This window comes from Ideonella aquatica, assembly GCF_018069755.1.
Taxonomy (GTDB): Bacteria; Pseudomonadota; Gammaproteobacteria; order Burkholderiales; family Burkholderiaceae_C; genus Ideonella; species Ideonella aquatica.
Genome location: NZ_JAGQDE010000013.1, coordinates 37684 through 57541, shown reverse-complemented (window position 1 = coordinate 57541; position 19858 = coordinate 37684). Strand labels below are relative to the sequence as shown.

General features: G+C 71.3%; 25 protein-coding genes. 20 read left to right on the top strand and 5 right to left on the bottom strand.

The window, feature by feature from the left end:
- Position 1 precedes the first annotated feature (1 nt).
- Positions 2–379, top strand: a complete 378-nt coding sequence (locus tag KAK06_RS15085; RefSeq protein WP_210802949.1) for a hypothetical protein — start codon at positions 2–4, stop codon at positions 377–379.
- A gap of 8 nt (positions 380–387) precedes the next feature.
- Here the strand turns inward: KAK06_RS15085 and KAK06_RS15080 are convergent, their stop codons facing one another.
- Both KAK06_RS15080 and KAK06_RS15075 read right to left on the bottom strand, forming a co-directional pair.
- Positions 388–1038: a response regulator transcription factor gene (locus KAK06_RS15080; protein ID WP_247652894.1), complete on the bottom strand. Its 651-nt coding sequence runs from the start codon at positions 1036–1038 to the stop codon at positions 388–390.
- Positions 1035–3068: a sensor histidine kinase gene (locus tag KAK06_RS15075; RefSeq protein ID WP_210802948.1), complete on the bottom strand. Its 2034-nt coding sequence runs from the start codon at positions 3066–3068 to the stop codon at positions 1035–1037. Before KAK06_RS15075 ends, KAK06_RS15080 begins: the two co-directional genes overlap by 4 nt.
- A 111-nt stretch (positions 3069–3179) precedes the next feature.
- Here KAK06_RS15075 and KAK06_RS15070 point away from each other — a divergent pair, with 111 nt between their 5' ends.
- The 4 genes from KAK06_RS15070 (at position 3180) to KAK06_RS15055 (ending at position 6667) form a co-directional block, all read left to right on the top strand.
- On the top strand, positions 3180–5477 hold the full coding sequence (locus tag KAK06_RS15070; protein ID WP_210802947.1) for an NADP-dependent malic enzyme: 2298 nt from the start codon (positions 3180–3182) through the stop codon (positions 5475–5477).
- 181 nt (positions 5478–5658) lie between these two features.
- Positions 5659–6051: a guanyl-specific ribonuclease gene (locus KAK06_RS15065; protein WP_375140896.1), complete on the top strand. Its 393-nt coding sequence runs from the start codon at positions 5659–5661 to the stop codon at positions 6049–6051.
- Between the two features lie 50 nt (positions 6052–6101).
- On the top strand, positions 6102–6497 hold the full coding sequence (locus KAK06_RS15060; protein ID WP_210802946.1) for a barstar family protein: 396 nt from the start codon (positions 6102–6104) through the stop codon (positions 6495–6497).
- The gene (locus KAK06_RS15055; protein ID WP_210802945.1) at positions 6476–6667 is read left to right on the top strand and encodes a hypothetical protein; all 192 of its coding nucleotides are present in this window, start codon (positions 6476–6478) and stop codon (positions 6665–6667) included. The genes KAK06_RS15060 and KAK06_RS15055 overlap by 22 nt, the downstream gene beginning before the upstream one ends.
- A 540-nt stretch (positions 6668–7207) precedes the next feature.
- On the opposite strand, the gene KAK06_RS15050 is transcribed toward KAK06_RS15055, so the two are convergent.
- The gene (locus tag KAK06_RS15050) at positions 7208–8029 is read right to left on the bottom strand and encodes an exodeoxyribonuclease III (RefSeq protein WP_210803038.1); all 822 of its coding nucleotides are present in this window, start codon (positions 8027–8029) and stop codon (positions 7208–7210) included.
- Between KAK06_RS15050 and pyrE the strand changes: the two genes are divergently transcribed.
- The 4 genes from pyrE to KAK06_RS15030 are packed head-to-tail and all read left to right on the top strand — an operon-like array spanning position 8028 to position 9986.
- Positions 8028–8708 (top strand): orotate phosphoribosyltransferase, encoded by a 681-nt coding sequence (gene pyrE, locus KAK06_RS15045; protein WP_210802944.1) that lies wholly within the window; start codon positions 8028–8030, stop codon positions 8706–8708. The genes KAK06_RS15050 and pyrE overlap by 2 nt on opposite strands.
- Positions 8708–9043: a hypothetical protein gene (locus tag KAK06_RS15040; RefSeq protein ID WP_210802943.1), complete on the top strand. Its 336-nt coding sequence runs from the start codon at positions 8708–8710 to the stop codon at positions 9041–9043. Before pyrE ends, KAK06_RS15040 begins: the two co-directional genes overlap by 1 nt.
- 45 nt (positions 9044–9088) lie before the next feature.
- Entirely contained in the window at positions 9089–9553 is a 465-nt protein-coding gene (locus KAK06_RS15035) for a PACE efflux transporter (RefSeq protein ID WP_247652893.1), read from the top strand.
- The gene (locus KAK06_RS15030) at positions 9537–9986 is read left to right on the top strand and encodes a GNAT family N-acetyltransferase (RefSeq protein ID WP_210802942.1); all 450 of its coding nucleotides are present in this window, start codon (positions 9537–9539) and stop codon (positions 9984–9986) included. Before KAK06_RS15035 ends, KAK06_RS15030 begins: the two co-directional genes overlap by 17 nt.
- On the opposite strand, the gene KAK06_RS15025 is transcribed toward KAK06_RS15030, so the two are convergent.
- Together KAK06_RS15025 and rpe are read right to left on the bottom strand one after the other, a co-directional pair.
- Positions 9987–10445 (bottom strand): MarR family winged helix-turn-helix transcriptional regulator, encoded by a 459-nt coding sequence (locus KAK06_RS15025; RefSeq protein WP_310741100.1) that lies wholly within the window; start codon positions 10443–10445, stop codon positions 9987–9989.
- 5 nt (positions 10446–10450) lie between these two features.
- Positions 10451–11128: a ribulose-phosphate 3-epimerase gene (gene rpe / locus KAK06_RS15020; RefSeq protein WP_210802941.1), complete on the bottom strand. Its 678-nt coding sequence runs from the start codon at positions 11126–11128 to the stop codon at positions 10451–10453.
- Between the two features lie 72 nt (positions 11129–11200).
- Here rpe and apaG point away from each other — a divergent pair, with 72 nt between their 5' ends.
- From apaG to KAK06_RS14970, 11 genes are read left to right on the top strand one after another with little or no spacing between them, the layout of a single operon-like run.
- A complete protein-coding gene (gene apaG / locus KAK06_RS15015; protein WP_210802940.1) occupies positions 11201–11575 on the top strand; it encodes a Co2+/Mg2+ efflux facilitator ApaG/CorD in 375 nt (124 codons plus the stop codon).
- Entirely contained in the window at positions 11575–12183 is a 609-nt protein-coding gene (locus KAK06_RS24420) for a transporter-like protein (RefSeq protein ID WP_259373631.1), read from the top strand. Before apaG ends, KAK06_RS24420 begins: the two co-directional genes overlap by 1 nt.
- A gap of 28 nt (positions 12184–12211) precedes the next feature.
- The gene (locus KAK06_RS15010; RefSeq protein ID WP_310741099.1) at positions 12212–13561 is read left to right on the top strand and encodes a transporter-like protein; all 1350 of its coding nucleotides are present in this window, start codon (positions 12212–12214) and stop codon (positions 13559–13561) included.
- Between the two features lie 16 nt (positions 13562–13577).
- Complete coding sequence (gene mltA / locus KAK06_RS15005) at positions 13578–14732, top strand: murein transglycosylase A (RefSeq protein ID WP_210802939.1); 1155 nt, start codon at positions 13578–13580, stop codon at positions 14730–14732.
- Between the two features lie 10 nt (positions 14733–14742).
- Positions 14743–15711: an AEC family transporter gene (locus KAK06_RS15000; RefSeq protein ID WP_210802938.1), complete on the top strand. Its 969-nt coding sequence runs from the start codon at positions 14743–14745 to the stop codon at positions 15709–15711.
- Complete coding sequence (locus KAK06_RS14995) at positions 15708–16211, top strand: hypothetical protein (RefSeq protein ID WP_210802937.1); 504 nt, start codon at positions 15708–15710, stop codon at positions 16209–16211. The genes KAK06_RS15000 and KAK06_RS14995 overlap by 4 nt, the downstream gene beginning before the upstream one ends.
- Positions 16212–16247: 36 nt before the next feature.
- Positions 16248–16769 carry a DUF2796 domain-containing protein gene (locus KAK06_RS14990; protein ID WP_210802936.1) on the top strand — a complete coding sequence of 174 codons (522 nt, stop codon included), beginning with the start codon at positions 16248–16250 and terminating at the stop codon, positions 16767–16769.
- Between the two features lie 2 nt (positions 16770–16771).
- The gene (locus KAK06_RS14985; protein WP_210803035.1) at positions 16772–17485 is read left to right on the top strand and encodes an ATP-binding cassette domain-containing protein; all 714 of its coding nucleotides are present in this window, start codon (positions 16772–16774) and stop codon (positions 17483–17485) included.
- The gene (locus KAK06_RS14980) at positions 17482–18747 is read left to right on the top strand and encodes an ABC transporter permease (protein ID WP_210802935.1); all 1266 of its coding nucleotides are present in this window, start codon (positions 17482–17484) and stop codon (positions 18745–18747) included. Before KAK06_RS14985 ends, KAK06_RS14980 begins: the two co-directional genes overlap by 4 nt.
- Positions 18747–19301, top strand: a complete 555-nt coding sequence (locus KAK06_RS14975) for a DUF3299 domain-containing protein (protein ID WP_210802934.1) — start codon at positions 18747–18749, stop codon at positions 19299–19301. The genes KAK06_RS14980 and KAK06_RS14975 overlap by 1 nt, the downstream gene beginning before the upstream one ends.
- Positions 19301–19855 carry a GNAT family N-acetyltransferase gene (locus KAK06_RS14970; protein ID WP_210802933.1) on the top strand — a complete coding sequence of 185 codons (555 nt, stop codon included), beginning with the start codon at positions 19301–19303 and terminating at the stop codon, positions 19853–19855. Before KAK06_RS14975 ends, KAK06_RS14970 begins: the two co-directional genes overlap by 1 nt.
- Positions 19856–19858 lie beyond the last annotated feature (3 nt).

Here is a 19858-nt window from a genome sequence, read left to right as displayed (position 1 = left end):
CATGGACCCCTTGATCGGCGCAGCCTGGCTGCTCACCGGCGCCGTGATTGGCGCGGTGGTGATGCTGCTGGTCGGCCCGGCACGCGCGCAGCGCGAGAGCCAACGCGCCCGCGAGGCCCTGGCCGACTCCCAGCAGCGCCGTTTGCTGGAAAAGCTGCGCGAGGACAACCGCGAACTGGAAACCCGCCTCGAGCGCCAGGAGCAGCGTCACCTGCGTTCGCTGGAGGCGCTCAAGCGCTCGCACGCCGGCGAGATCGCCGACATCGAGGAAGACCTCAAGCAAGAGCGCGCCAAGCTGCGCGCGCTGGTCGAGGCCTCCAGCCAGGGCCACGTGATCAGCGGCACCTCGTTCGAGCCGACGCGCTTCGACGAGAACTGAGCGGCGCCTCAGCCGCCGCCGGGCCGCAGCAGGTTGGCCAGCTCCACGGCCGACTTGACGTTCATCTTCTCGAACAGGCGCGCGCGGTGCACCTCCACCGTGCGCACGCTGATGTCCAGCGCATCGGCGATCAGCTTGTTGGGCTTGCCCTCCACCACCAGCTGCATCACCTCGCGCTCGCGCTCGGTGAGCTCGGCCAGTGCGCGCTCCAGCGCGCGGGCGTCGGCGCGTTCGGTCAGGGCTTGCAGGCTCAGGGCCAGGGCCTGTTCCACGCGGTCGACCAGGGCGTTGTCGGAAAAGGGCTTCTCGACGAAGTCGAAGGCGCCGCGCTTGACCGAAGCCACCGCGGTGGGCACGTCAGCATGGCCGGTCAGGAAGATCACCGGCAGCAGCCGCGTCAGGCCCAGCTCCACCAGGCGGTCAAACAGCGCCAGGCCGCTCATGCCGGGCATGCGCACGTCCAGCAGCAGACAGCTGGGCGCGCTGGGCCAGGCGCCGGCGTCCAGGCGCTGGCGCAGCATGGTCTCGAAGGCCTCGGCACTGGCATGCGCCTCGGACAGCAGGCGGCGCGAGCGCAGCAGCCAGGCCAGGGCGTCGCGCACCACGTCCTCGTCGTCAACCAGGTAGACCATCGGCAGGCCGAAGCGGGCGGAGTTCATGGCGGGTTGTCGGCGGGCTTGCGGGGCGGGGATTCGGGCACCGGCAGGGTAAACCGGAACTCGGTGCCGCGGCCAGCGCTTTCGCCCGGTGGCGGCCCAAAGTCCAATGCGCCGCCGTGCTGCTCGATCACCGTGCGGCACAGCGACAGGCCCAGGCCCATGCCTTCGGTCTTGGTGGTGAAGAAGGGCGTGAACAGGCGCGCCGCCACCTCGGGCGGGATGCCCGGGCCGGCGTCGCGCACGGTGAAGCGCACCCAGCGCGGGTGGGTCTGCACCACCTCGATGTGCAGCACCCGCTCGGCGGCGGGCGTGGCCTCGTCCATCGCCTGGATGCCGTTGCGGGTGAGGTTGAGCAGCACCTGCTCCACCATCGTGCGGTCGGCCCAGACGCGCGGCACCGGCCTGGGCAGCGCCACCTCGATGCGGGTGCCGCTCTTGCGGGCCTGCAGGCGCACCAGCGGCAGCACGGCCTCGACCAGTTGATCAGCGGCCAGGGCCTCGCGCGCGCCGTCGCGCCGCCGCACGAAGCCGTGCACGCTCTTGATCACCCGGCCGGCGCGCTCGGCCTGCTCGGCGATGCGCGTGAGCGCCTGGCGCAGCAGGTCCTTCAGCGCGGCCGGGTCCTCATCGGGCGCGTCGATCAGGTTCAGCGAGCCGGTGGCATAGCTGGCAATCGCCGCCAGCGGCTGGTTCAGCTCGTGGCTCAGCAGCGAGGCCATTTCGCCCACCGTGGCCAGGCGGGCACTGGCCTGCAGGCGCTCCTGCTGCTGGCGCGAAAGCTCCTCCATGCGCCGCTCGCCGCTGACATCCACCGCTGCGCTCATCCAGCCGGTGTGGCGGCCTTCGCGGTCGCGCAGCGGCGCCTCGTAGATCATCACCGGGAAGCGCTCACCGTTGCGGCGCATGAACAGCGTCTCGAAGCCCTGGCGCTGGGCGTTGTCGTCGGCACCCAACTGCAGGCGCTCGGCCTGGCGGCGGCGGTAGTCGTCCACCCGCTCGGGCGGCCAGTAGGGCGGCGTGTCCTGGCCCACCAGTGACTCGGCGTCCCAGCCCACCATCGCGCAGAAGGCCGGGTTGACGTAGGTGATGCGACCGTCGCGGTCGCGCGCGCGCAGGCCGGTGACCAGCGAGTCCTCCATCGCGCGGCGAAAGGCCAGGGCCTCGGCCACCGCGTGTTCGGCGGCGCTGCGGCGGCGGATGTCACGCACCAGCAGGCCCACCACGCCCAACAGGCTCAGCGACAGGCCCAGCACCAGCGCGATCGCCAGGTTGGGGATCAGCCCCGGCCGGCCCGCCACCGCGTCGGCACGCAGCAGCAGCGACAGGCCCGGCAGGCTGACCAGGCGCGTGGCCTGGTAGACGCCCTGGCCGCGCAGGTTGCCGGCGCGTGCCAGGCGGGTGCCGTCGGGCTCGACCAGCGAGAGCTCGTGCTCGCCGCGCGTGCCGGCCGCCACCTTCTCCAGCAGTTCAGGCAGCGACACGGTGGCCACCACGTAGCGCGCACCGCCCTCCACCGCAAAGCACAGGTCCACCACCTCCTGGCCCTGGCCCGCCGGCTGCGGCATGAAGTAGCTGCGCGAGAAGGTGGGGGTGGAGGTGCGCGCCGCCAGCGCGCAGGTTGGCGCCAGCTCCAGCTCCAGCGCGCGCCGGCTCATGGCCGAGAAGGGCGCGGCGCCATAGGGGGTGTCGCTGGCCGACAGCAGGCGCAGCTGGTCGTCGCGGCGCTCCAGGCGCAGCAGGGCGCGGCGCTCGCGCAGCAGGCCCAGGCTCTCGTGGCGCCAGGCGGCCTCGGCGCCCGGCGACCAGACCAGCACCTGCACCGACTCCAGCAGCTGTTGGGCCTGGCGGCGCAGCTCGCCCGCGGACTGTGCGGCCACCTCGGCGCTGCGGTCCTGGGCGCGGCCTGATTCGTAGTCCAGCGTCAGCCACACCAACAGCGACTGGGCCACCAGCAGCATCAGCACCAGCGCCACCCACAGGACGCGCACGCGCAGCGCTGGCGCGGTGGTCGGACTGGCGGTGGGCGACATGGCGGAAGTATCCGGCCCTGCCGCTGCCCCGGGCTACGCAGTTACCGCAGCAGCGCGACCGGGTGCGACTCCTACAATCCGTCCCCCGATCCGCTGCGCCGAGGCCCCTGCATGACCACCGCCGAAGAGAAGCAATCCGAACTGCGCCGCGCCGCGCTGGAGTACCACGAGTTCCCGACCCCGGGCAAAGTGGCCATCACCGCCACCAAGCAGCTGATCAACCAGCGCGACCTGGCGCTGGCCTACTCGCCCGGCGTGGCCGCGGCCTGCGAGGAGATCGTCGAGGACCCGGCCAACGCCTTCCGCTACACCAGCCGCGGCAACCTGGTGGCGGTGGTCACCAACGGCACCGCGGTGCTGGGCCTGGGCGACATCGGCCCGCTGGCCTCCAAGCCGGTGATGGAGGGCAAGGGCGTCCTGTTCAAGAAGTTCGCCGGCATCGACGTCTTCGACCTGGAGATCGCCGAGAAGAACCTCGACAAGCTGGTCGACATCATCGCCTCGCTGGAGCCCACCTTCGGCGGCATCAACCTCGAGGACATCAAGGCGCCCGACTGCTTCTACGTCGAGCGCAAGCTGCGCGAGCGTCTGAGCATTCCGGTGTTCCACGACGACCAGCACGGCACGGCCATCGTGGTGGGCGCGGCACTGCTCAACGGCCTGAAGGTGGTGGGCAAGGACATCAAGCAGGTCAAGCTGGTCTCCAGCGGCGCCGGTGCGGCGGCGCTGGCCTGCCTGAACCTGCTGGTCAAGCTGGGCCTGCCGCGCGAGAACATCATCGCCACCGACCTGGCCGGCGTGGTCTGGAAAGGCCGCACCGAGCTGATGGACCCGGACAAGGCCGAGTTCGCCAACGACACGCCACACCGCACGCTGGCCCAGGCCATCGCCGGTGCCGACATCTTCCTGGGCCTGTCCGCCGGCGGCGTGCTCAAGCCCGAGATGGTGGCCAGCATGGCCGAGCGGCCGCTGATCTTCGCGCTGGCCAACCCCACGCCCGAGATCATGCCCGAGCAGGTCAAGGCGGTGCGCGATGACGCCATCATGGCCACCGGCCGCACCGATTACCCGAACCAGGTCAACAACGTCCTGTGCTTCCCGTACATCTTCCGCGGCGCGCTGGACTGCGGTGCCAAGACCATCACCGACGAGATGGAGATTGCCGCGGTCCACGCCATCGCCACGCTGGCCCAGGCCGAGCAGAACGACGCGGTGGCGGCCGCCTACTCGGGCGCCACGCTCAGCTTCGGCCCCGAGTACCTGATCCCCAAGCCCTTTGATCCGCGGTTGATGATGATCATCGCCCCGGCCGTGGCCCAGGCCGCCGCCGACTGCGGCGTGGCCACCCGCCCGATCGCCGACCTGCAGGCCTACCGCGACAAGCTGCAGACCTTTGTCTATGCCTCGGGCACGCTGATGAAGCCGATCTTCGCGGTGGCCAAGCGCGCCAAGAACCGCCGCGTGGCCTTCGCCGAGGGCGAGGACCGCCGCGTGCTGCGCGCGCTGCAGGTGATCGTCGACGAGAACCTGGCGCGCCCGGTGCTGGTGGGCCGCGCCAGCGTCATCAAGGCCCGCATCGAGAAGCTCGGCCTGCGCATCACCGAGGGCCGCGACTTCGAGATCGTCAACATCGACGAGGACACCCGCTACCGCGACTACTGGCAGACCTACCACCGCCTGATGGAGCGCCGCGGCGTGACCGAGCAGTTCGCCAAGATCGAGATGCGCCGCCGGCTGACGCTGATCGCCAGCATGCTGCTGCACAAGGGCGAGGTCGACGGCATGATCTGCGGCACCTGGGGCACCACCGCCATGCACATCCACCACGTGGACGCGCTGATCGGCAAGCGCCCCGGCGTGCGCAACTACGCCTGCATGAACGGCCTGGTGCTGCCGGGCCGCCAGGTCTTCGTGGTCGACACCCACATCAACTACGACCCCAGCGCCGAGCAGCTGGCCGAGATCACCATCCTGGCCGCCGAGGAGATGCGCCGCTTCGGCATCGCGCCCAAGGCCGCGCTGCTGTCGCACAGCAATTTCGGCTCCAGCGACCAGCCCTCGGCGGTGAAAATGCGCCAGACCCTGGCCCTGGTGCGCGAACAAGCGCCGTGGCTGGAGATCGACGGCGAGATGCACGGCGACACCGCGCTGGACGCCGCCTACCGCGCCGAGCTGATGCCGCGCAGCACCCTGAGCGGCGAGGCCAATCTGCTGGTGATGCCCAACATCGACGCTGCCAACATCAGCTACAACCTGCTGAAAACCGCCTCCGGCGGCGGCATCGCGATCGGCCCGGTGCTGCTGGGGGCGGCCAAGCCGGTGCACATCCTGACGCCGTCCGCCACGGTGCGCCGCATTGTGAACATGACCGCACTGACGGTGGTGGACGCCAACGCCGCCCGCCATTGACAACGTAAAGCAAGTAAGCAAATGCTTACTTGAAAGGCCTTGCGCTGCGCCGCCATGGTGCAGCGCACTTGTGGTTTTCCCGCCAATCCGGTAGCATGACTGTTTAAGTCTTCAGGGTAAACCCGTGGTCTCGTGCGATCCGCTGCTGGTGGGCAGAACCTTACGCAAGTGGGGGCTCACCATCGCATCAGCGGCGGTCGTCGGTGTGGCCGCAGTGGGTGTCCTGGGGGCTGCCGCGACGGCGGCGCAGGCCCGTGACACAGGCCCTGCGACCGACTCGGCGATGGCCACGGTCCGGCTGAACGATCTGCCGGACGAGGCCCGCCGCACCGACAGCCTGATCCGCGCCGGCGGTCCGTTCCCGTATGCCAAGGATGGCACGGTGTTCGGCAACCGCGAGCGACTGCTACCGCGCCAGCCCCGAGGTCACTACCGCGAATACACCGTGCGCACGCCAGGCTCACGCGACCGGGGTGCCCGGCGCATCGTCTGCGGTGGCGAGCGACCCAGGGAACCAGAAGCCTGTTATTACACCCAAGACCATTACGCGAGCTTCCGGCGCATCGTGCCCTGAAACCCGCGGACGACGAACGACAGACATTTGATCAACGGAGGAACGAGACCATGCTCTTGCAGACCGTCCGTCCCAACATCGTGCAGGCGATACGCGCGTACCGGGTCGATGACCTGATGCGCGCGGCACAGGAGTCGGGCCAGCATTTCCTGTATGCCAACCTCACCGAGGCACAGTCCAAACAGGACGTGCTGGAAGGCATCGCGAGCGCGTTCCTGTTCCCATCGCACTTCGGCAAGAACCTCGACGCCCTGTACGACTGCATGACCGACCTGGTCCACAAGTCGGGCCAGCAGCCGGGCTTTGTGGTCGTGCTTGAACAGATCCCCGACAACAGCCGCTTCGACCGCGAGTCGCGCGAGCAGTTGCTGGATGTGTTCCGCGACGCAGCTGACTTTTGGGGAGACCGGAAGATACCCTTCCGATGTTTCTATTCTTTTCAGTAGCCCGCTCCCAGGAAAACGGGTCATGGGAGCGGGCTGCTGAGACGGCCCAGGAAGCAGCCAAGCCTGCCGCGAAGGCGGCAGCCAAGAACGGCATCAATCCAAACTTCGGCATGAACATGCCGATGATGAGCAGCGCCTTCGACACGGCGATGTGGCTCAGCGCCGCCTGACCTGCTGGTCTGGCGCACAAGGCAAAGCCCGCTTCGGCGGGCTTTGTTGTTTTCGGGGGGCCTGACTGCTGCCCTGACCGGCCGCTGGGATGACTGCGGTGGTGTGACGCGGCGGGCGAGGGGGAGTTCGCTTGTCCTCATGTCCCCCGGCCTGCGGCCTCCTCCTTGACTTCGGCCAAGCGAACTCCCCCTCACCCGCTGCCCACGTTCACGCACTGCCCGCGCGAGCAGTCCCGCAACGGCTGCCCCAGACAAGGACCGAACGGCCAGGGCCTGGCGGCGCTGTCGGGGGCGCCGAGGAGCGCAGGACTGCAGGGCATTCCCTTCTGACTGGCCCACACTGTTTGAGCAGAGCGAGCCGCAGGCGAGCGGAGCGAGTTTGTGGGCCGCCCTGCAGGCCGAGCACCGCAGGGAAGTCGGCGCAGCCGACCGCCACCGTCTGCGACGACAGGCCCTGGCCGTTCGGGCCTTGGCTGCGCCACCACCTTTGCAGTCAACCCCCTCGACTGACTGCAAAGGGCAGTCAGCCGCCTTCAGGCGCTAGAGCTTGAACCCGTAGTCAATCGTCAGCGGCGCATGGTCGCTGAACTTCTGGTCCTTGTAGATCGCCGCCGCCTTCGCGTGTTCGGCCAGCGCTGGCGTGGCCAGGTGGTAGTCCAGGCGCCAGCCCACGTTCTTGGCGTAGGCCTGGCCGCGGTTGCTCCACCACGTGTAGCACTCATCGGTGGTGGTCGGGTGCAGGCGGCGGTAGACGTCGACCAGGCCGCCCTGGCCCTTGCCGGTGCCCAACAACTGGGTCATCCAGGCACGCTCCTCGGGCAGGAAGCCGCTGTTCTTCTGGTTGGACTTCCAGTTCTTCAGGTCGGCTTCCTGGTGCGCGATGTTGACGTCGCCCACCAGGATGAACTCGCGCGTCTTCTTGAGCTTGGCCAGGTGCGGCGCCATCGCATCCAGAAAGCGGAACTTGGCCTGTTGGCGGTCCTCGCCGCTGGAGCCGCTGGGAAAATAGCAGCTGATCAGGCTGAGCTGGCGGCCGGGCTTGTCGAAGCGCAGCTCCACCCAGCGGCCTTCGTCGTCGAACTCGGGCACCCCGAAGCCGATCTTCACGTCGCTGGGCTCGTGGCGGGTGTACAGGCCCACGCCGGAGTAGCCCTTCTTCTGGGCGTAGTGGAAGTGGCCGCGCAGCTCGCCCAGGTGGTCGAAGACCCCCTCGACGTCCGGCGCCTGCGCCTTGACCTCCTGCACCCCCATACAATCCGGCGCGTGGGCCTGCGCCCACTCGCGAAAGCCCTTGGTAGCCGCCGAACGGATGCCGTTCAGGTTGAGCGAAACCAGTCTGAAACCCACCGTCTGTCCCTTCATGTCGACCACGCCCACCACCGACGCCCTGGCCCAGGCATTCGTCATGTTCTCGGTGGAGGCGGGGGTGCTGCGCTTCGGCGATTTCACCACCAAGGCCGGCCGGAAGTCGCCCTACTTCTTCAACACCGGCCTCTTTGACGACGGTGCCAAGCTGATGCGGCTGGGTGAATTCTATGCACGCCGGCTGATCGCCTCGGGCCTCGAATTCGACATGCTGTTCGGCCCGGCCTACAAGGGCATCACGCTGGCCGCGGCGGTGGCCATCGGCCTGGCCAAGGAAGGCCGCAGCGTGCCCTTTGCGTACAACCGCAAGGAAGCCAAGGACCACGGCGAAGGCGGCACGCTGGTGGGCGCGCCGGTGCGCGGCCGCGTGCTGATCATCGACGACGTGATCACCGACGGCGCCTCCAAACGCGAAGCCGCCGACATGATTCGCGCCGCCGGCGCCACCCCGGTGGGCGTGGCCATCACCATGGACCGCCAGGAGCGCGCCAGCGACGACCCGGCCAACCGCCGCTCGGGCGTGCAGTATGTGGAGCAGGAGCTCGGTTTGCGGGTGGTCTCGATCGCCACGCTGGCCGACCTGATGGCCTTGCTGCAGACCACCGGCGATGCCGCGCTGGCCGCCAACCTCGAGCGCGTGGCGGCCTACCGCGCCCGCTACGGCATCGACGCCTGATGCGCCCGCTGGCCGCCGTGCTGCTCACGCTGCCGCTGGCCGTCCAGGCCGCGCCGGCCGACTACCGCTGCGAGGACGGCCGCGTGCTCAAGCTCACCAGCACGCCCTTCATGGCGCATGTGGAGCTGGACAGCAAGCGCTGGTCGCTGCGCCGCGTGCGCGAGGGCCGCGAGGCCGTCTACGTCGACGGCGCCCACAAGGCCAAGGTCGAGCTGCGCGGCCCGCGTCTGGACTGGACCGTGGCCGGTGAAGCCCTGCACTGCCGGCTGGTCCCGCGCAGCATCGCTCCTGAGAACGTCTACGTGCCGCCGGTGGCCTCAGCGCCCGCACGCTGATCCCTTGTCAGCGCGCCGGCAGCTTGGCGCCCCTATGATGGGCCGATGCCCCTGGCCCTGACCCCCATCGCCCGCCGCGTTGTGCAGGCCGTGCTCTATGAGGCGATCGCGATCACCGCGGTCGGCCCGGCCATGGCCTGGCTGTTCGACGCGCCGATGGCCTCATCACTGGCGCTGGCGCTGTTGTTGTCCAGCGTGGCCTTGGTCTGGAACGGGGTGTTCAACAGCCTGTTCGAGCGCTGGGAGGCACGCCAGGCGGTCAAAGGCCGCTCGTGGCGGCGCCGGCTGGCGCACGGCATCGGCTTCGAGGGCGGGCTGGTCGTGATGCTGGTGCCGCTGATGGCCTGGTGGCTCAACACCACGCTGTGGGCCGCGCTGCTGGCTGACCTGGGTATCGTCGCCTTCTTCTTCATCTACGCGGTGGCCTTCACCTGGGCCTTCGACCGCGTCTTCGGGCTGCCCGAGTCGGCCCGAGCCAACCCCGGGAACCCCCATGCTGAGCACGCGTGACGCCGCCCTGTCCGACCTTCCGAGGCTGGGCGAGCTGTTCGAGCAGTATCGCCAGTTCTACCACTGCCCCCCGGGCCGCGTGGCGGCCCAGGCCTTCCTGCAGCAACGCCTGGTGACGGGCGAATCTCGGGTGATCGTGGCCGAAACCGCTGCGGCCGGCGTGATCGGCTTTTGCCAGCTCTACCCCAGCTGGTGCTCGCTCGAGCTGGCGCCCATCTACGTGCTCTACGACATCTACGTGCAACCGGTGGCGCGGCGCCTGGGCGCCGGCCGGCTGCTGCTGCTGTCGGCCGTGAACGCGGCGCGCGACGACAACAAGCAGCGCATCGACCTGACCACCGCCCACGACAACATCGGCGCGCAGGCGCTGTACGAGTCGATGGGCTGGGTGCGCGACCAGGTGTTCCGGGCTTATTCGCGCACGGTGCGCTGATCAGCCCAGCTCGCCCGGCGCCCGGGCCAGCTCGTTGTTGCCCTGCACCAGGGCCACCAGCATGCGCAGGAACTCGTCGCGCTGGTCCGGCGGCAGCGGCGCCAGCATGCGGTGCTGGGCGCGCTGCATGGGCGCGATGATCAGCATCAGCACCCGCTCGCCCTCGGTCGTGAGGACCAGCTGGCGCACGCGGCGGTCGCTGGGCGAGGCCTGGCGCTGCAGCAGGCCGCGCTTTTCCAGGCGGTCGACCACGCCGCCGATGGTGGAGGTGTCGTAGCCGATCGTGCGCGCCAGGCTGCGCTGGTCCAGGCCCGGCTGCTGGCGCACGGCCTGCAGCGCGGCGAACTGCACCGGCGTGATGCCGAACTCGGCCGTCTCCTCCAGGAAGACCGCCACCGCGATCTGCTGCAGGCGCCGGATGTAGTGGCCCGGCAGGGCGTCGAGCGGGAAATCGGCCAAGATCGTCAGGCCAGCGCGGCGCGCATCTCGTCGATCACGGCCTTGTAGTCGGGCTTGCCGAAGATCGCGCTGCCGGCCACGAAGGTGTCGGCGCCGGCGTCAGCGATGCGGTGGATGTTGTCGCCCTTGACACCGCCGTCGATCTCCAGGCGGATGTCGCGGCCGCTGGCATCGATCAACTTGCGCACCTGCTCGGCCTTGCGCAGCGTGTGCTCGATGAAGCTCTGGCCGCCGAAGCCGGGGTTCACGCTCATCAGCAGGATCACGTCGAGCTTGTCGATCGTCCACTCCAGCACGTCCAGCGGCATGGCCGGGTTGAACACCAGGCCACACTGGCAGCCGGCACCCTTGATCAGCTGCAGCGTGCGGTCCACGTGGGTGGAGGCATCGGGGTGGAAGGTGATGATGTCGGCGCCCGCCTTGGCGAACTCCAGCGCCAGCGCGTCCACCGGCTGCACCATCAGGTGCACGTCAATCGGGGCGGGCGTGCCATCGGGCTTGACGGCGTGCTTCTTCAGCGCCTGGCAGACCATCGGCCCAAAGGTCAGGTTGGGCACGTAGTGGTTGTCCATCACGTCGAAGTGGATCCAGTCCGCCCCGGCTGCCAGGACGTTCTTCACCTCCTCGCCCAGGCGGGCAAAGTCGGCCGACAGGATGCTGGGAGCGATGCGGTAGGTGGTCATGACGGGTGTGGCGTGAAGGGGCTTGGCGCGGGCCGAAACCTTGATTTTACGGAGCCGCGCTAGGATGACCCGATGTCGACTCCGCAATTCAGCGTCTCGGTGGCCACGCAGTACCTGCCCGAGCAGTCCTCGTCCGCCGACCATGTCTGGGCCTTTGCCTACACCATCACGGTGCGCAACACCGGCGACATCGCGGCGCAGCTGGTGGCGCGCCACTGGATCATCACCGACAGCGCCGGCCACACCGAGGAGGTGCGCGGCCTGGCCGTGGTGGGCCACCAGCCACTGCTGCAGCCGGGTGAGCAGTTCGAGTACACCAGCTGGACCCGGCTGGCCACGCCGCGCGGGCGCATGCAGGGCAGCTTCTTCTGCATCACCGAGGACGCGCACTGGTTCGACACCCCGATCGCGCCCTTCGAACTGGCGCAGGCCAGCGCGCTGCATTGATGACCGGACTGGCCGCGCTGCTGGCGCAGGCGGATGCGGCGGCGCCCGCGGTCGAGCGCCACCTGTGGCTGGTGCGTCTGCTGGCCTGGGTGCGCGCCGACGGCCCGGCGGTGGACGAAGCCGATCCGCTGCGCGACGTGCCCTGGCCGGTGCGCCGGCTGCGCCACCTGCTGAGCGCGCTGGACCACGACGCCGACGCCCACGGCCGCGTCAGCGCGCTGCTGCGCCAGACGCTGGCCGCGCTGGACCCGGCCGGCCTGCTGGCCGATTTCGGGTTCTCGCCGCGCCAGGGCTTTGTCAGCGAACTGGCCGAGCGGCTGCGCCTGGGTCTGCTGCCGGGCACGCCGCAGACCCATGACCTGGGCGAGCTGTTCCAGCTGCTGTGCGCCGAGGGCGACGCCACCTGGCTGGCCGCGCTGGACGACGCCACGCTGCTGGGCCTGGCCGCGCTGTGCACCGACACGCCCGAGGAGCCGCCGCAGGCGGTGCTGATTGACGCCCTGCAGCTGCTGGCCGGCCAGATGCGCGCCGCCGGCCTGGCCGGGGGGGGGGGGCCCCGCCGCCCCCCCCCCCCCCCCGGCCGCGCTGGCCCAGCGCCCGTTTCATGAACTGGCGCGCACCGCGGAGGCCCTGCGCGTGGCCCACCGTGACGGCGCCGACGCCGCCGAGCGCCTGCAGCAGGCGCAGTACCTGCGCGCCGTGCTGCAGGCCTGCGTGGCCGCCGCCGACAGCGTGCGCCAGCACCTGGACGAACACGGCATCTCGGTGGACCTGGTGTTCCAGATCGACCAGCTGCGCCGCCGTCGCGAGCGCATGGAGCTGCTGCTCGATCTGCTGCTGGCGCCGCAGCCGGCCTCGGCCTGGCGCCGCCTGATCGAGGCCCTGGCCGAGGCCGCCGCCGAGCGCCGCGGCCTGGGCCGGCTGTTGGCGCGTCACTACGCGCTGCTGGCGCGCAAGGTCACCGAGCGCAGCGCCGAGACCGGCGAGCACTACATCACCCGCGACCGCGCCGGCTGGCTCGAGATGCTGCGCCACGCGGCCGGCGGCGGCGCGGTGATCGGCTTGACCACGCTGGCCAAGTTCGCGCTGGGCGCGCTGGCGCTGCCGATCTTCTGGGCGGGCCTGGCCGCCGGGCTGAACTACGCGATCAGCTTTGTCATCGTGCAACTGCTGCACTGGACCGTGGCCACCAAGCAGCCGGCGATGACCGCGCCCAGCATGGCCGCGCGGCTGGACGGCATCGGCCGCGACGAGCAGGCGGTGGAGGGCTTCGTCGACGAGGTGGCCCACCTGCTGCGCTCGCAGATGGCCGGCATCGTCGGCAACCTGGCGCTGGTGGTGCCGGTGGTGCTGGCGCTGCAGGGCCTGGGCTGGTGGTGGGCCGGCGCGCCGCTGGTGGGCCAGACCGACGCGCATTACGTGCTGCATTCGCTGGACATCCTGGGCCCCAGCGCCCTCTTTGCCGCCTTCACCGGCGTGCTGCTGTTTGCCTCCAGCCTGATCGCCGGCTGGGTGGAGAACTGGTTCGTCTTCCAGCGCCTGGACAGCGCCATCGCCTGGAACCCACGCAGCCGCGCGCTGCTGGGCCCTGAGCGCGCGCAGCGCTGGGCGCTGTGGTGGCGCGCGAATGTCTCGGGCCTGGCCGCCAACACCTCGCTGGGCCTGCTGCTGGGCCTGGTGCCGGCGCTGGGCAGCTTCTTCGGCCTGCCGATCGAGGTGCGCCACGTCACGCTGGCCATGGGCCAGCTGGCCGCCGCGTTGGGCGCGCTGGGCACCGAGCTGCTGCAGCAACCCGAGTTCTGGCGCTGCCTGGCGGCGATTCCGGTGATCGGCGCGCTGAACCTGGGCGTCAGCTTCTTCCTGGCGCTGCGCGTGGCGCTGGCCTCGCGTCAACTCAAGCTCAAGGACCAGGCCCGGCTGCGTGACGCCATCCTCGGGCGGCTGCGGCGCGCGCCGGCCAGTTTCTTCTGGCCGCCGCGTGGGTGACCTACCATCTGGGGCAATGCATTCGTCCCGTTACCTTGCCGCCTCGGCGCTGCTGGCGGCGCTGGCTGGCTGCGGCTTGCTGGCGACGCGCCCCGAGGGCCCGGCCCCTGTGGAGCAGCGCCGGCCCGACCTGAAGCTCAGCACCGAACCCGTGCCGCTGCCACCGGGCGGCCTGGCGCGCCCGCGTGCCCACTGGATTCCCGCCGCCTGGGGCGAGCTGCCCGGCTGGGGCGTCGATCGCCTGAGCGAGTGGCTGCCCGCACTGCGCGCCGGCTGCGCGGTGCCGGTCGACCCCTGGGTGGCCCTGTGCAGCCAGTTGGCGGCGCTGAAGGCCCCTGACGACGCTGCGCTGCGGCGCTTCCTGGAAGACCGCCTGGTGGTCTACCGCGTGGAATCGCCCGATGCCAACCCCGAGGGCCTGCTGACCGGCTACTTCGAGCCGCTGGTGGCCGCCAGCCGCAAGCCCACCGCCACGCGCCGCGTGCCGCTGTACACGGTGCCGGCCGATCTGGCTCAGCGCAAGCCCTGGTACACCCGCCAGCAGATCGAGACCCCCGGCGCCGCCGCGGTAGCGCTCAAGGGCCGCGAGATCGCCTATGTCGACGACCCGCTGGACGCGCTGGTGCTGCAGATCCAGGGCTCGGGCCGGCTGCGCCTGACCGAGCCCGACGGCAGCGAGAAGCTGGTGCGCGTGGCCTTTGCCGGCCACAACGACCAGCCCTACCGGTCGGTCGGCCGTTGGCTGCTGGACCAGGGCGAGCTCAAGCCCGGCGAGGCCAGCTGGCCCGGCATCAAGGACTGGGCGCGGCGCAACCCCAGGCGGGTGCAGGAGCTGCTGTGGCAGAACCCGCGCTATGTGTTCTTCCGCGAGGAGCCGTTGCCCGACCCGTCGCTGGGCCCCAAGGGCGCCCAGGGCGTGCCGCTGACGCCCGGCCGCTCGATCGCGGTGGACCCGCAGAGCATTCCGTATGGCACCCCGGTGTGGATCGACAGCACCGAGCCGCTGTCCACCCGGCCACTGCAGCGCCTGGTGATGGCCCAGGACACCGGCAGCGCGATCGTCGGCGCGGTGCGCGCCGACTTCTTCTGGGGCTGGGGCGACGAGCCCGAGGCCCAGGCCGGCCGCACCAAGCAGGCGCTGCGCGTGTGGGCGCTGTGGCCTAGACCCTGAGGACATCCGCGTGAACGGTGTAGTGCAGGTGCTGGGCGTGACCACGCCATTTTTCGCGCTGGTCGGCCTGGGCTGGCTGGGCTGGCGGCGCGGCTGGCTGCCGATGGCGGCCATCCCGGGCATGAACACCTTCGTGCTGTGGGTGGCGCTGCCGTGCATGCTGTTCCGCTTTGGCGCCAGCACACCGATCGAGCGCCTGCTGGACCCGGCGGTGGCGCTGACCTGGGGGCTGGCGGCGGCGGTGATCGTGGGCTTGACGATCGCCACCACCCGCCGCGGCGCGGTGGGCTGGAACGATGCGTCCTTCGGCGCGCTGGTGGCCGCCTTCCCCAACTCGGGCTTCGTGGGCGTGCCGGTGCTGGTGGCGCTGCTGGGGGCCCAGGCGGCGGGGCCGGTGATCGTCACGGTGGCGGTGGACATGGTCATCACCACCTCGGTGTGCATCGCGCTGTCGCGCATCGGCGCCGGCCATGCGGGCGAGGCGGTGGGGCGGATGTTCAAGGGCATGCTGACCAACCCGCTGCCCTGGGCGATCGTGCTGGGCGTGCTGGCCTCGGCCACCGGGTTCCAGCTGCCGGCGCCAGCGGCGCGCTTGCTGGGCCTGCTGGCCGATGCCGCCAGCCCGGTGGCGCTGTTCACCTTGGGGGGCGTGCTGGCCCGCTCGGCGGGTGCCGGCGAGGCGCCGCATGGCGCGGTGGACGAGGGCTGGATCGTCGCCATCAAGCTGGCGCTGCACCCGCTGGCGGTGTGGCTGGCCAGCCTGGGCGTGGCGGCGCTGGGCTTTCCGATGGACCCGTTCACACTGGGCGTGGTGGTGCTGGCCGCCACGCTGCCCTCGGCCAGCAACGTGACCATGCTGGCCGAGCGCTACGAGGCCGATGCCGGCCGCATCGCCTGGATCGTGCTGCTGTCCACCGCGCTGGCGGTGATCAGCGTGCCGCTGCTGGCGGCCGGCTGGGTGCCGAGGGTGGCGCATTGAAGGCTGTCGCCGCGCCCCTGCCCGAGGCCGCGCTGCTGCGCGCCTACGCCGAGCGCGGCGCGCTGGTCGACTGCTGGGCGCTGACGCTGCCGCACAGCCTGGACCTGACCGACTACCTGCTGGGCTTTGCCCACAGCTGGCTGTTCCGGCTGGAGCGCCGCCTGCTGGGCTGGGCCGGCCACCCGACCACCGCTTCTGACGTGCAGGCGCTGGCCATGGGCAGCGCGCAGCAGTTCGCCCTCTGGCGCGTCGAGGCCCGCGTGCGCGATCAGTTGCTGATGGCGGTGCAAGGCGAGCGCATCCGCAGCTGGTGGATGGTCGAGCGGCTGCCGCAGGGCGGCACGCGCTTGCTGTTTGGCTCGGCGCTGCTGCCGCGCGCGGGCACCAGCCGCTGGCGGCGCTTCGGACTGGCCGGGCTGCTGGTGGGCCTGCACCACGCCTATGCCCGCGCCCTGTTGCGGGCCGCGGCCGCGCGCCTGGGCCGCGCACCGGGCGCCTGAGGCACACTGGCGGCCCGCGATCCGCCGGACCCCCCGATGAACCTTGTCACCTTGATTCGTCGACTGCCCCTGCTGGCGCTGCTCACGGCCTCGGCCTGGGCCGGCCCCGCCCACCAGCATGGCATCGCCCGCGTTGACCTGGCATTGGACGGCGCCGAGCTGACGATCGCGCTGGAGATGCCGCTGGACAGCCTGCTGGGCTTCGAGCGCGCGCCGCGCACGCCGGCCGAGCGCCAGGCCGCCCAGGCGGCACTGGCCCGGCTGCGTGACGGCGCCGCGCTGTGGCGCCCCGATGCCGCCGCGCAGTGCACGCTGCAGGCGGCCACGGTGTCGGCCCCGGTGCTGGAGCGGCCGGGGGCAGCAGCCGGCGCGCATGCCGATGTCGACGCCGAATACCGCTTCCGCTGCGCCCAGCCGGCGCGGTTGGCGGAGGTGGACGTGCGCCTTTTCGAGGCTTTCAGCCGCCTGGAACGCGTCGATGTGCAGACCGCCCTGCCCAGCGGCCAGCGCCAGGCCCGGCTGAGTCGCAGCCAACCCCGCCTGCGCCTGGCGCCGTGATCGTGAGCGGCCCGGTGCTGTCCTTCGACGGCGTGCGCTTCGCCTACCCCGGCGAGGCCACCGACACGCTGGACCTGCCCGCGCTGGCACTGGCCGTGGGCGAGCGCGTGCTGCTGCGCGGCGACAGCGGCTGCGGCAAGAGCACGCTGCTGTCGCTGGCCGCGGGCGTGCTGCTGCCGCGCGCCGGCCGCGTGGCGCTGCTGGGCCAGGACTGGCAGGCGCTGCGCCCGGGTGCGCGCGATGCGCGGCGCGTGGACCACGTCGGCTACCTGTTCCAGCAGTTCAACCTGCTGCCCTACCTGAGCGTGCTGGACAACGTGCTGCTGCCCTGCCGCTTCTCGGCCCGCCGTGCGCAGCGCGCCCGCGCCCACCATGCCAGCGAGCGCGCCGCCGCCCAAGCGCTGCTGCAGGCGCTGGGGCTGGAAGCGGCGCTGTGGCCGCGCCCGGCCACCGCGCTGTCGGTGGGTCAGCAGCAGCGGGTGGCGGCGGCGCGGGCGCTGATCGGCGAGCCTGAATTGGTGATCGCCGACGAGCCCACCTCGGCGCTGGACGAGGGCCGGCGCGACGCCTTCATGCGCCTGCTGATCGCGCAGTGCGAGCGCGTCGGCAGCGCGCTGCTGTTCGTCAGCCACGACCAGCGCCTGGCCCAGCACTTCGTGCGCGTGCTGGATCTGCCGGCCATCAACCGCGCGGGGCACGCCGCGCTGCCGTCATGAGAGGCCTGCTCGCGCTGGCTGCGCGCAGCGCCTGGCACCGCCGCTTTGCGCTGTCGCTGGTGGTGCTGTCGGTGGCGCTGTCGGCCTTGTTGCTGCTGGCGGTGGAGCGGCTGCGCCACGATGTGCGCGAGAACTTCGCCAGTGCGGTCTCCGGCACCGACCTGATCGTCGGCGCGCGCACCGGCGGCGTGCAGCTGATGCTCTACGCGGTGTTCCGCCTGGGCCAGCCCACCAACACCATCCGCTGGTCCAGCGTGCAGGCGCTGGCGCAGGACAAGGCGGTGGCCTGGACCGTGCCGCTGTCGCTGGGCGATGCGCACCGCGGCTTCCCGGTGGTGGGCACCACGGCCGACTACTTCACCCACTTCCGCTGGGGCGCGCGTCAGCCGCTGGTGCTGGCCCAGGGCCGGCGCTTCGAGGGCGTGTTCGACGCCGTGATCGGCGCCGAGGTGGCCGAGCGGCTGGGCTACGGTCTGGGCCAGCCGCTGGTGCTGCGACACGGCGGCGGCGAGCTGGACAGCAACGACCACGCCGACAAGCCCTTCACCGTGGTGGGCATCCTGGCGCGCACCGGCACGCCGGTGGACCGCTCGGTGCACATCGGCCTGGCCGGCATGGAAGCCATCCACCTGGACTGGGCGGCCGGCGTGCCGCTGCCGGGCCTGGCGGTGCCGGCCGACCAGGTGAACCAGCATGACCTGAGCCCCAAGACCGTGACCGCGGTGCTGGTGGGCCTGAAGTCGCGCGCCGCGGTGTTCGGCCTGCAGCGCCGGGTGGCCGAGTTCGAGGCCGAACCGCTGATGGCGGTGCTGCCCGGCGTGGCGCTGGACGAGCTGTGGGACGCCGTGGGCCAGGCCGAGCGCGCGCTGGTGCTGATGAGCGTGCTGGTCGGCGCCGTCAGCCTGGCCGGCCTGGTGGCGGTGGTGGTGACCGCGCTGGAGCAGCGCCGCCGCGAGTTGGCGGTGCTGCGCTCGGTGGGCGCCGGGCCGTCGCGGGTGTTCACGCTGCTGGCGCTGGAAGGCACGGTGCTGGGCGCCAGCGGCGCCTTGCTGGGCGCGCTGGCCTGGGCCATCATCCGGGCGCTGGCGGCGCCCTGGGTGCAGACGCGCTGGGGCATCACGCTCAGCGGCGGCGGGCCCCGGCCCGTTGAGTGGCTGCTGCTGGGCAGCGTGGTGCTGGCTGGCACACTGGCCGGCCTGCTGCCGGGCTGGCGCGCCTACCGGCTGTCGCTGGCCGATGGCCTGACTCCCCGAGGAAGCTGATGTCCAAGAGCTGTGTCCACCCGCGGCGCCGAGCCGTTCTGATCGCCACCGCGGCAGGCCTGGCCGGCCACCGCGCCTGGGCCCAGGGCAGCGCACCGCGCACCCTGGCCTGGTCCGAGCTGGTGCCCAAGGACTGGGACCCGTTCAAGGGCCAGCGCAACCGCGACCCCGCCAAGGTGCGCGAAGGCAGCGCCAACGAGCTGGCGATGATGCGCGAGATGCGCACGGTCTGGGACAACGCCCCCACCCGCGCCGACCTGGAGGGCGCCCGCATCCGCCTGCCCGGCTACGTGGTGCCGCTGGACAACCAGCCCGGCGGCAAGATCGGCGAGTTCCTGCTGGTGCCCTACTTCGGCGCCTGCATCCACAGCCCGCCGCCACCGGCCAACCAGATCGTCCATGTGCGGCTCAAGACCCCGGCGGTCTGGCACGCGATGGACACCGTCTGGGTCACCGGCGCGCTGGCCACCGAGCGCAGCAACACCGACATGGGCGTCAGCGGCTATGCACTGGCGGCCGAGCTGGTCGAGCCGTACAAGGCGCCGGCGCGCTGATGCCCGACTTCTCCACGCTGCAGCTGCTCACGCCGCGCCTGCACCTGCGCCCACTGCAGCCCGGCGATGCGCCGGCCCTGTTCGCAATCTACGGCGACGCCGACTTCATGCGCTTCTGGAGCACGCCGCCGTGGACCTCGATCGACCAGGCCCACGCGATGATCGAGCGCGACCAGCGCGAGCTGCCGGCCGGCGAGCACCTGCGCTTGGGCGTTGTCCTGCGCGACGGCGGCGCGCTGATCGGCACCGTGTCGCTGTTCCACCTGGACGCCGGCTGCCGCCGCGCCGAGATCGGCTACGGCATCGCGCCCGCGCACTGGCGCCAGGGCTACCAGCGCGAGTCGGTCAGCAGCGTGATTGACCACGCCTTCGGCCCGCTGGACCTGAACCGCCTGGAGGCCGACATCGACCCCGACAACCTGGCCTCGGCCCGCGCGCTGGAGTCGCTGGGCTTTCGGCTGGAGGGCCGGCTGCGCGAGCGCTGGATCATCGACGGCCGACCGTCGGACTCGGCGATCTACGGCTTGCTGGCGCGGGAGTGGGCGGCCCGCTGATCA

What these genes read in the sequence shown, in the direction of transcription:
- pyrE (WP_210802944.1), top strand. Translation starts at nt 8,028, where the DNA reads ATGTCGACCACGCCCACCACCGACGCCCTGGCCCAGGCATTCGTCATG.
- KAK06_RS15085 (WP_210802949.1), top strand. Translation starts at nt 2, where the DNA reads ATGGACCCCTTGATCGGCGCAGCCTGGCTGCTCACCGGCGCCGTGATT.
- KAK06_RS15035 (WP_247652893.1), top strand. Translation starts at nt 9,089, where the DNA reads ATGCCCCTGGCCCTGACCCCCATCGCCCGCCGCGTTGTGCAGGCCGTG.
- apaG (WP_210802940.1), top strand. Translation starts at nt 11,201, where the DNA reads ATGTCGACTCCGCAATTCAGCGTCTCGGTGGCCACGCAGTACCTGCCC.
- KAK06_RS15050 (WP_210803038.1), bottom strand. Translation starts at nt 8,029, where the DNA reads ATGAAGGGACAGACGGTGGGTTTCAGACTGGTTTCGCTCAACCTGAAC.
- KAK06_RS15080 (WP_247652894.1), bottom strand. Translation starts at nt 1,038, where the DNA reads ATGAACTCCGCCCGCTTCGGCCTGCCGATGGTCTACCTGGTTGACGAC.
- KAK06_RS15060 (WP_210802946.1), top strand. Translation starts at nt 6,102, where the DNA reads ATGCTCTTGCAGACCGTCCGTCCCAACATCGTGCAGGCGATACGCGCG.
- KAK06_RS15030 (WP_210802942.1), top strand. Translation starts at nt 9,537, where the DNA reads ATGCTGAGCACGCGTGACGCCGCCCTGTCCGACCTTCCGAGGCTGGGC.
- KAK06_RS14970 (WP_210802933.1), top strand. Translation starts at nt 19,301, where the DNA reads ATGCCCGACTTCTCCACGCTGCAGCTGCTCACGCCGCGCCTGCACCTG.
- KAK06_RS15070 (WP_210802947.1), top strand. Translation starts at nt 3,180, where the DNA reads ATGACCACCGCCGAAGAGAAGCAATCCGAACTGCGCCGCGCCGCGCTG.
- KAK06_RS15040 (WP_210802943.1), top strand. Translation starts at nt 8,708, where the DNA reads ATGCGCCCGCTGGCCGCCGTGCTGCTCACGCTGCCGCTGGCCGTCCAG.
- rpe (WP_210802941.1), bottom strand. Translation starts at nt 11,128, where the DNA reads ATGACCACCTACCGCATCGCTCCCAGCATCCTGTCGGCCGACTTTGCC.
- KAK06_RS14990 (WP_210802936.1), top strand. Translation starts at nt 16,248, where the DNA reads ATGAACCTTGTCACCTTGATTCGTCGACTGCCCCTGCTGGCGCTGCTC.
- mltA (WP_210802939.1), top strand. Translation starts at nt 13,578, where the DNA reads ATGCATTCGTCCCGTTACCTTGCCGCCTCGGCGCTGCTGGCGGCGCTG.
- KAK06_RS14980 (WP_210802935.1), top strand. Translation starts at nt 17,482, where the DNA reads ATGAGAGGCCTGCTCGCGCTGGCTGCGCGCAGCGCCTGGCACCGCCGC.
- KAK06_RS24420 (WP_259373631.1), top strand. Translation starts at nt 11,575, where the DNA reads ATGACCGGACTGGCCGCGCTGCTGGCGCAGGCGGATGCGGCGGCGCCC.
- KAK06_RS15075 (WP_210802948.1), bottom strand. Translation starts at nt 3,068, where the DNA reads ATGTCGCCCACCGCCAGTCCGACCACCGCGCCAGCGCTGCGCGTGCGC.
- KAK06_RS15055 (WP_210802945.1), top strand. Translation starts at nt 6,476, where the DNA reads ATGTTTCTATTCTTTTCAGTAGCCCGCTCCCAGGAAAACGGGTCATGG.
- KAK06_RS14975 (WP_210802934.1), top strand. Translation starts at nt 18,747, where the DNA reads ATGTCCAAGAGCTGTGTCCACCCGCGGCGCCGAGCCGTTCTGATCGCC.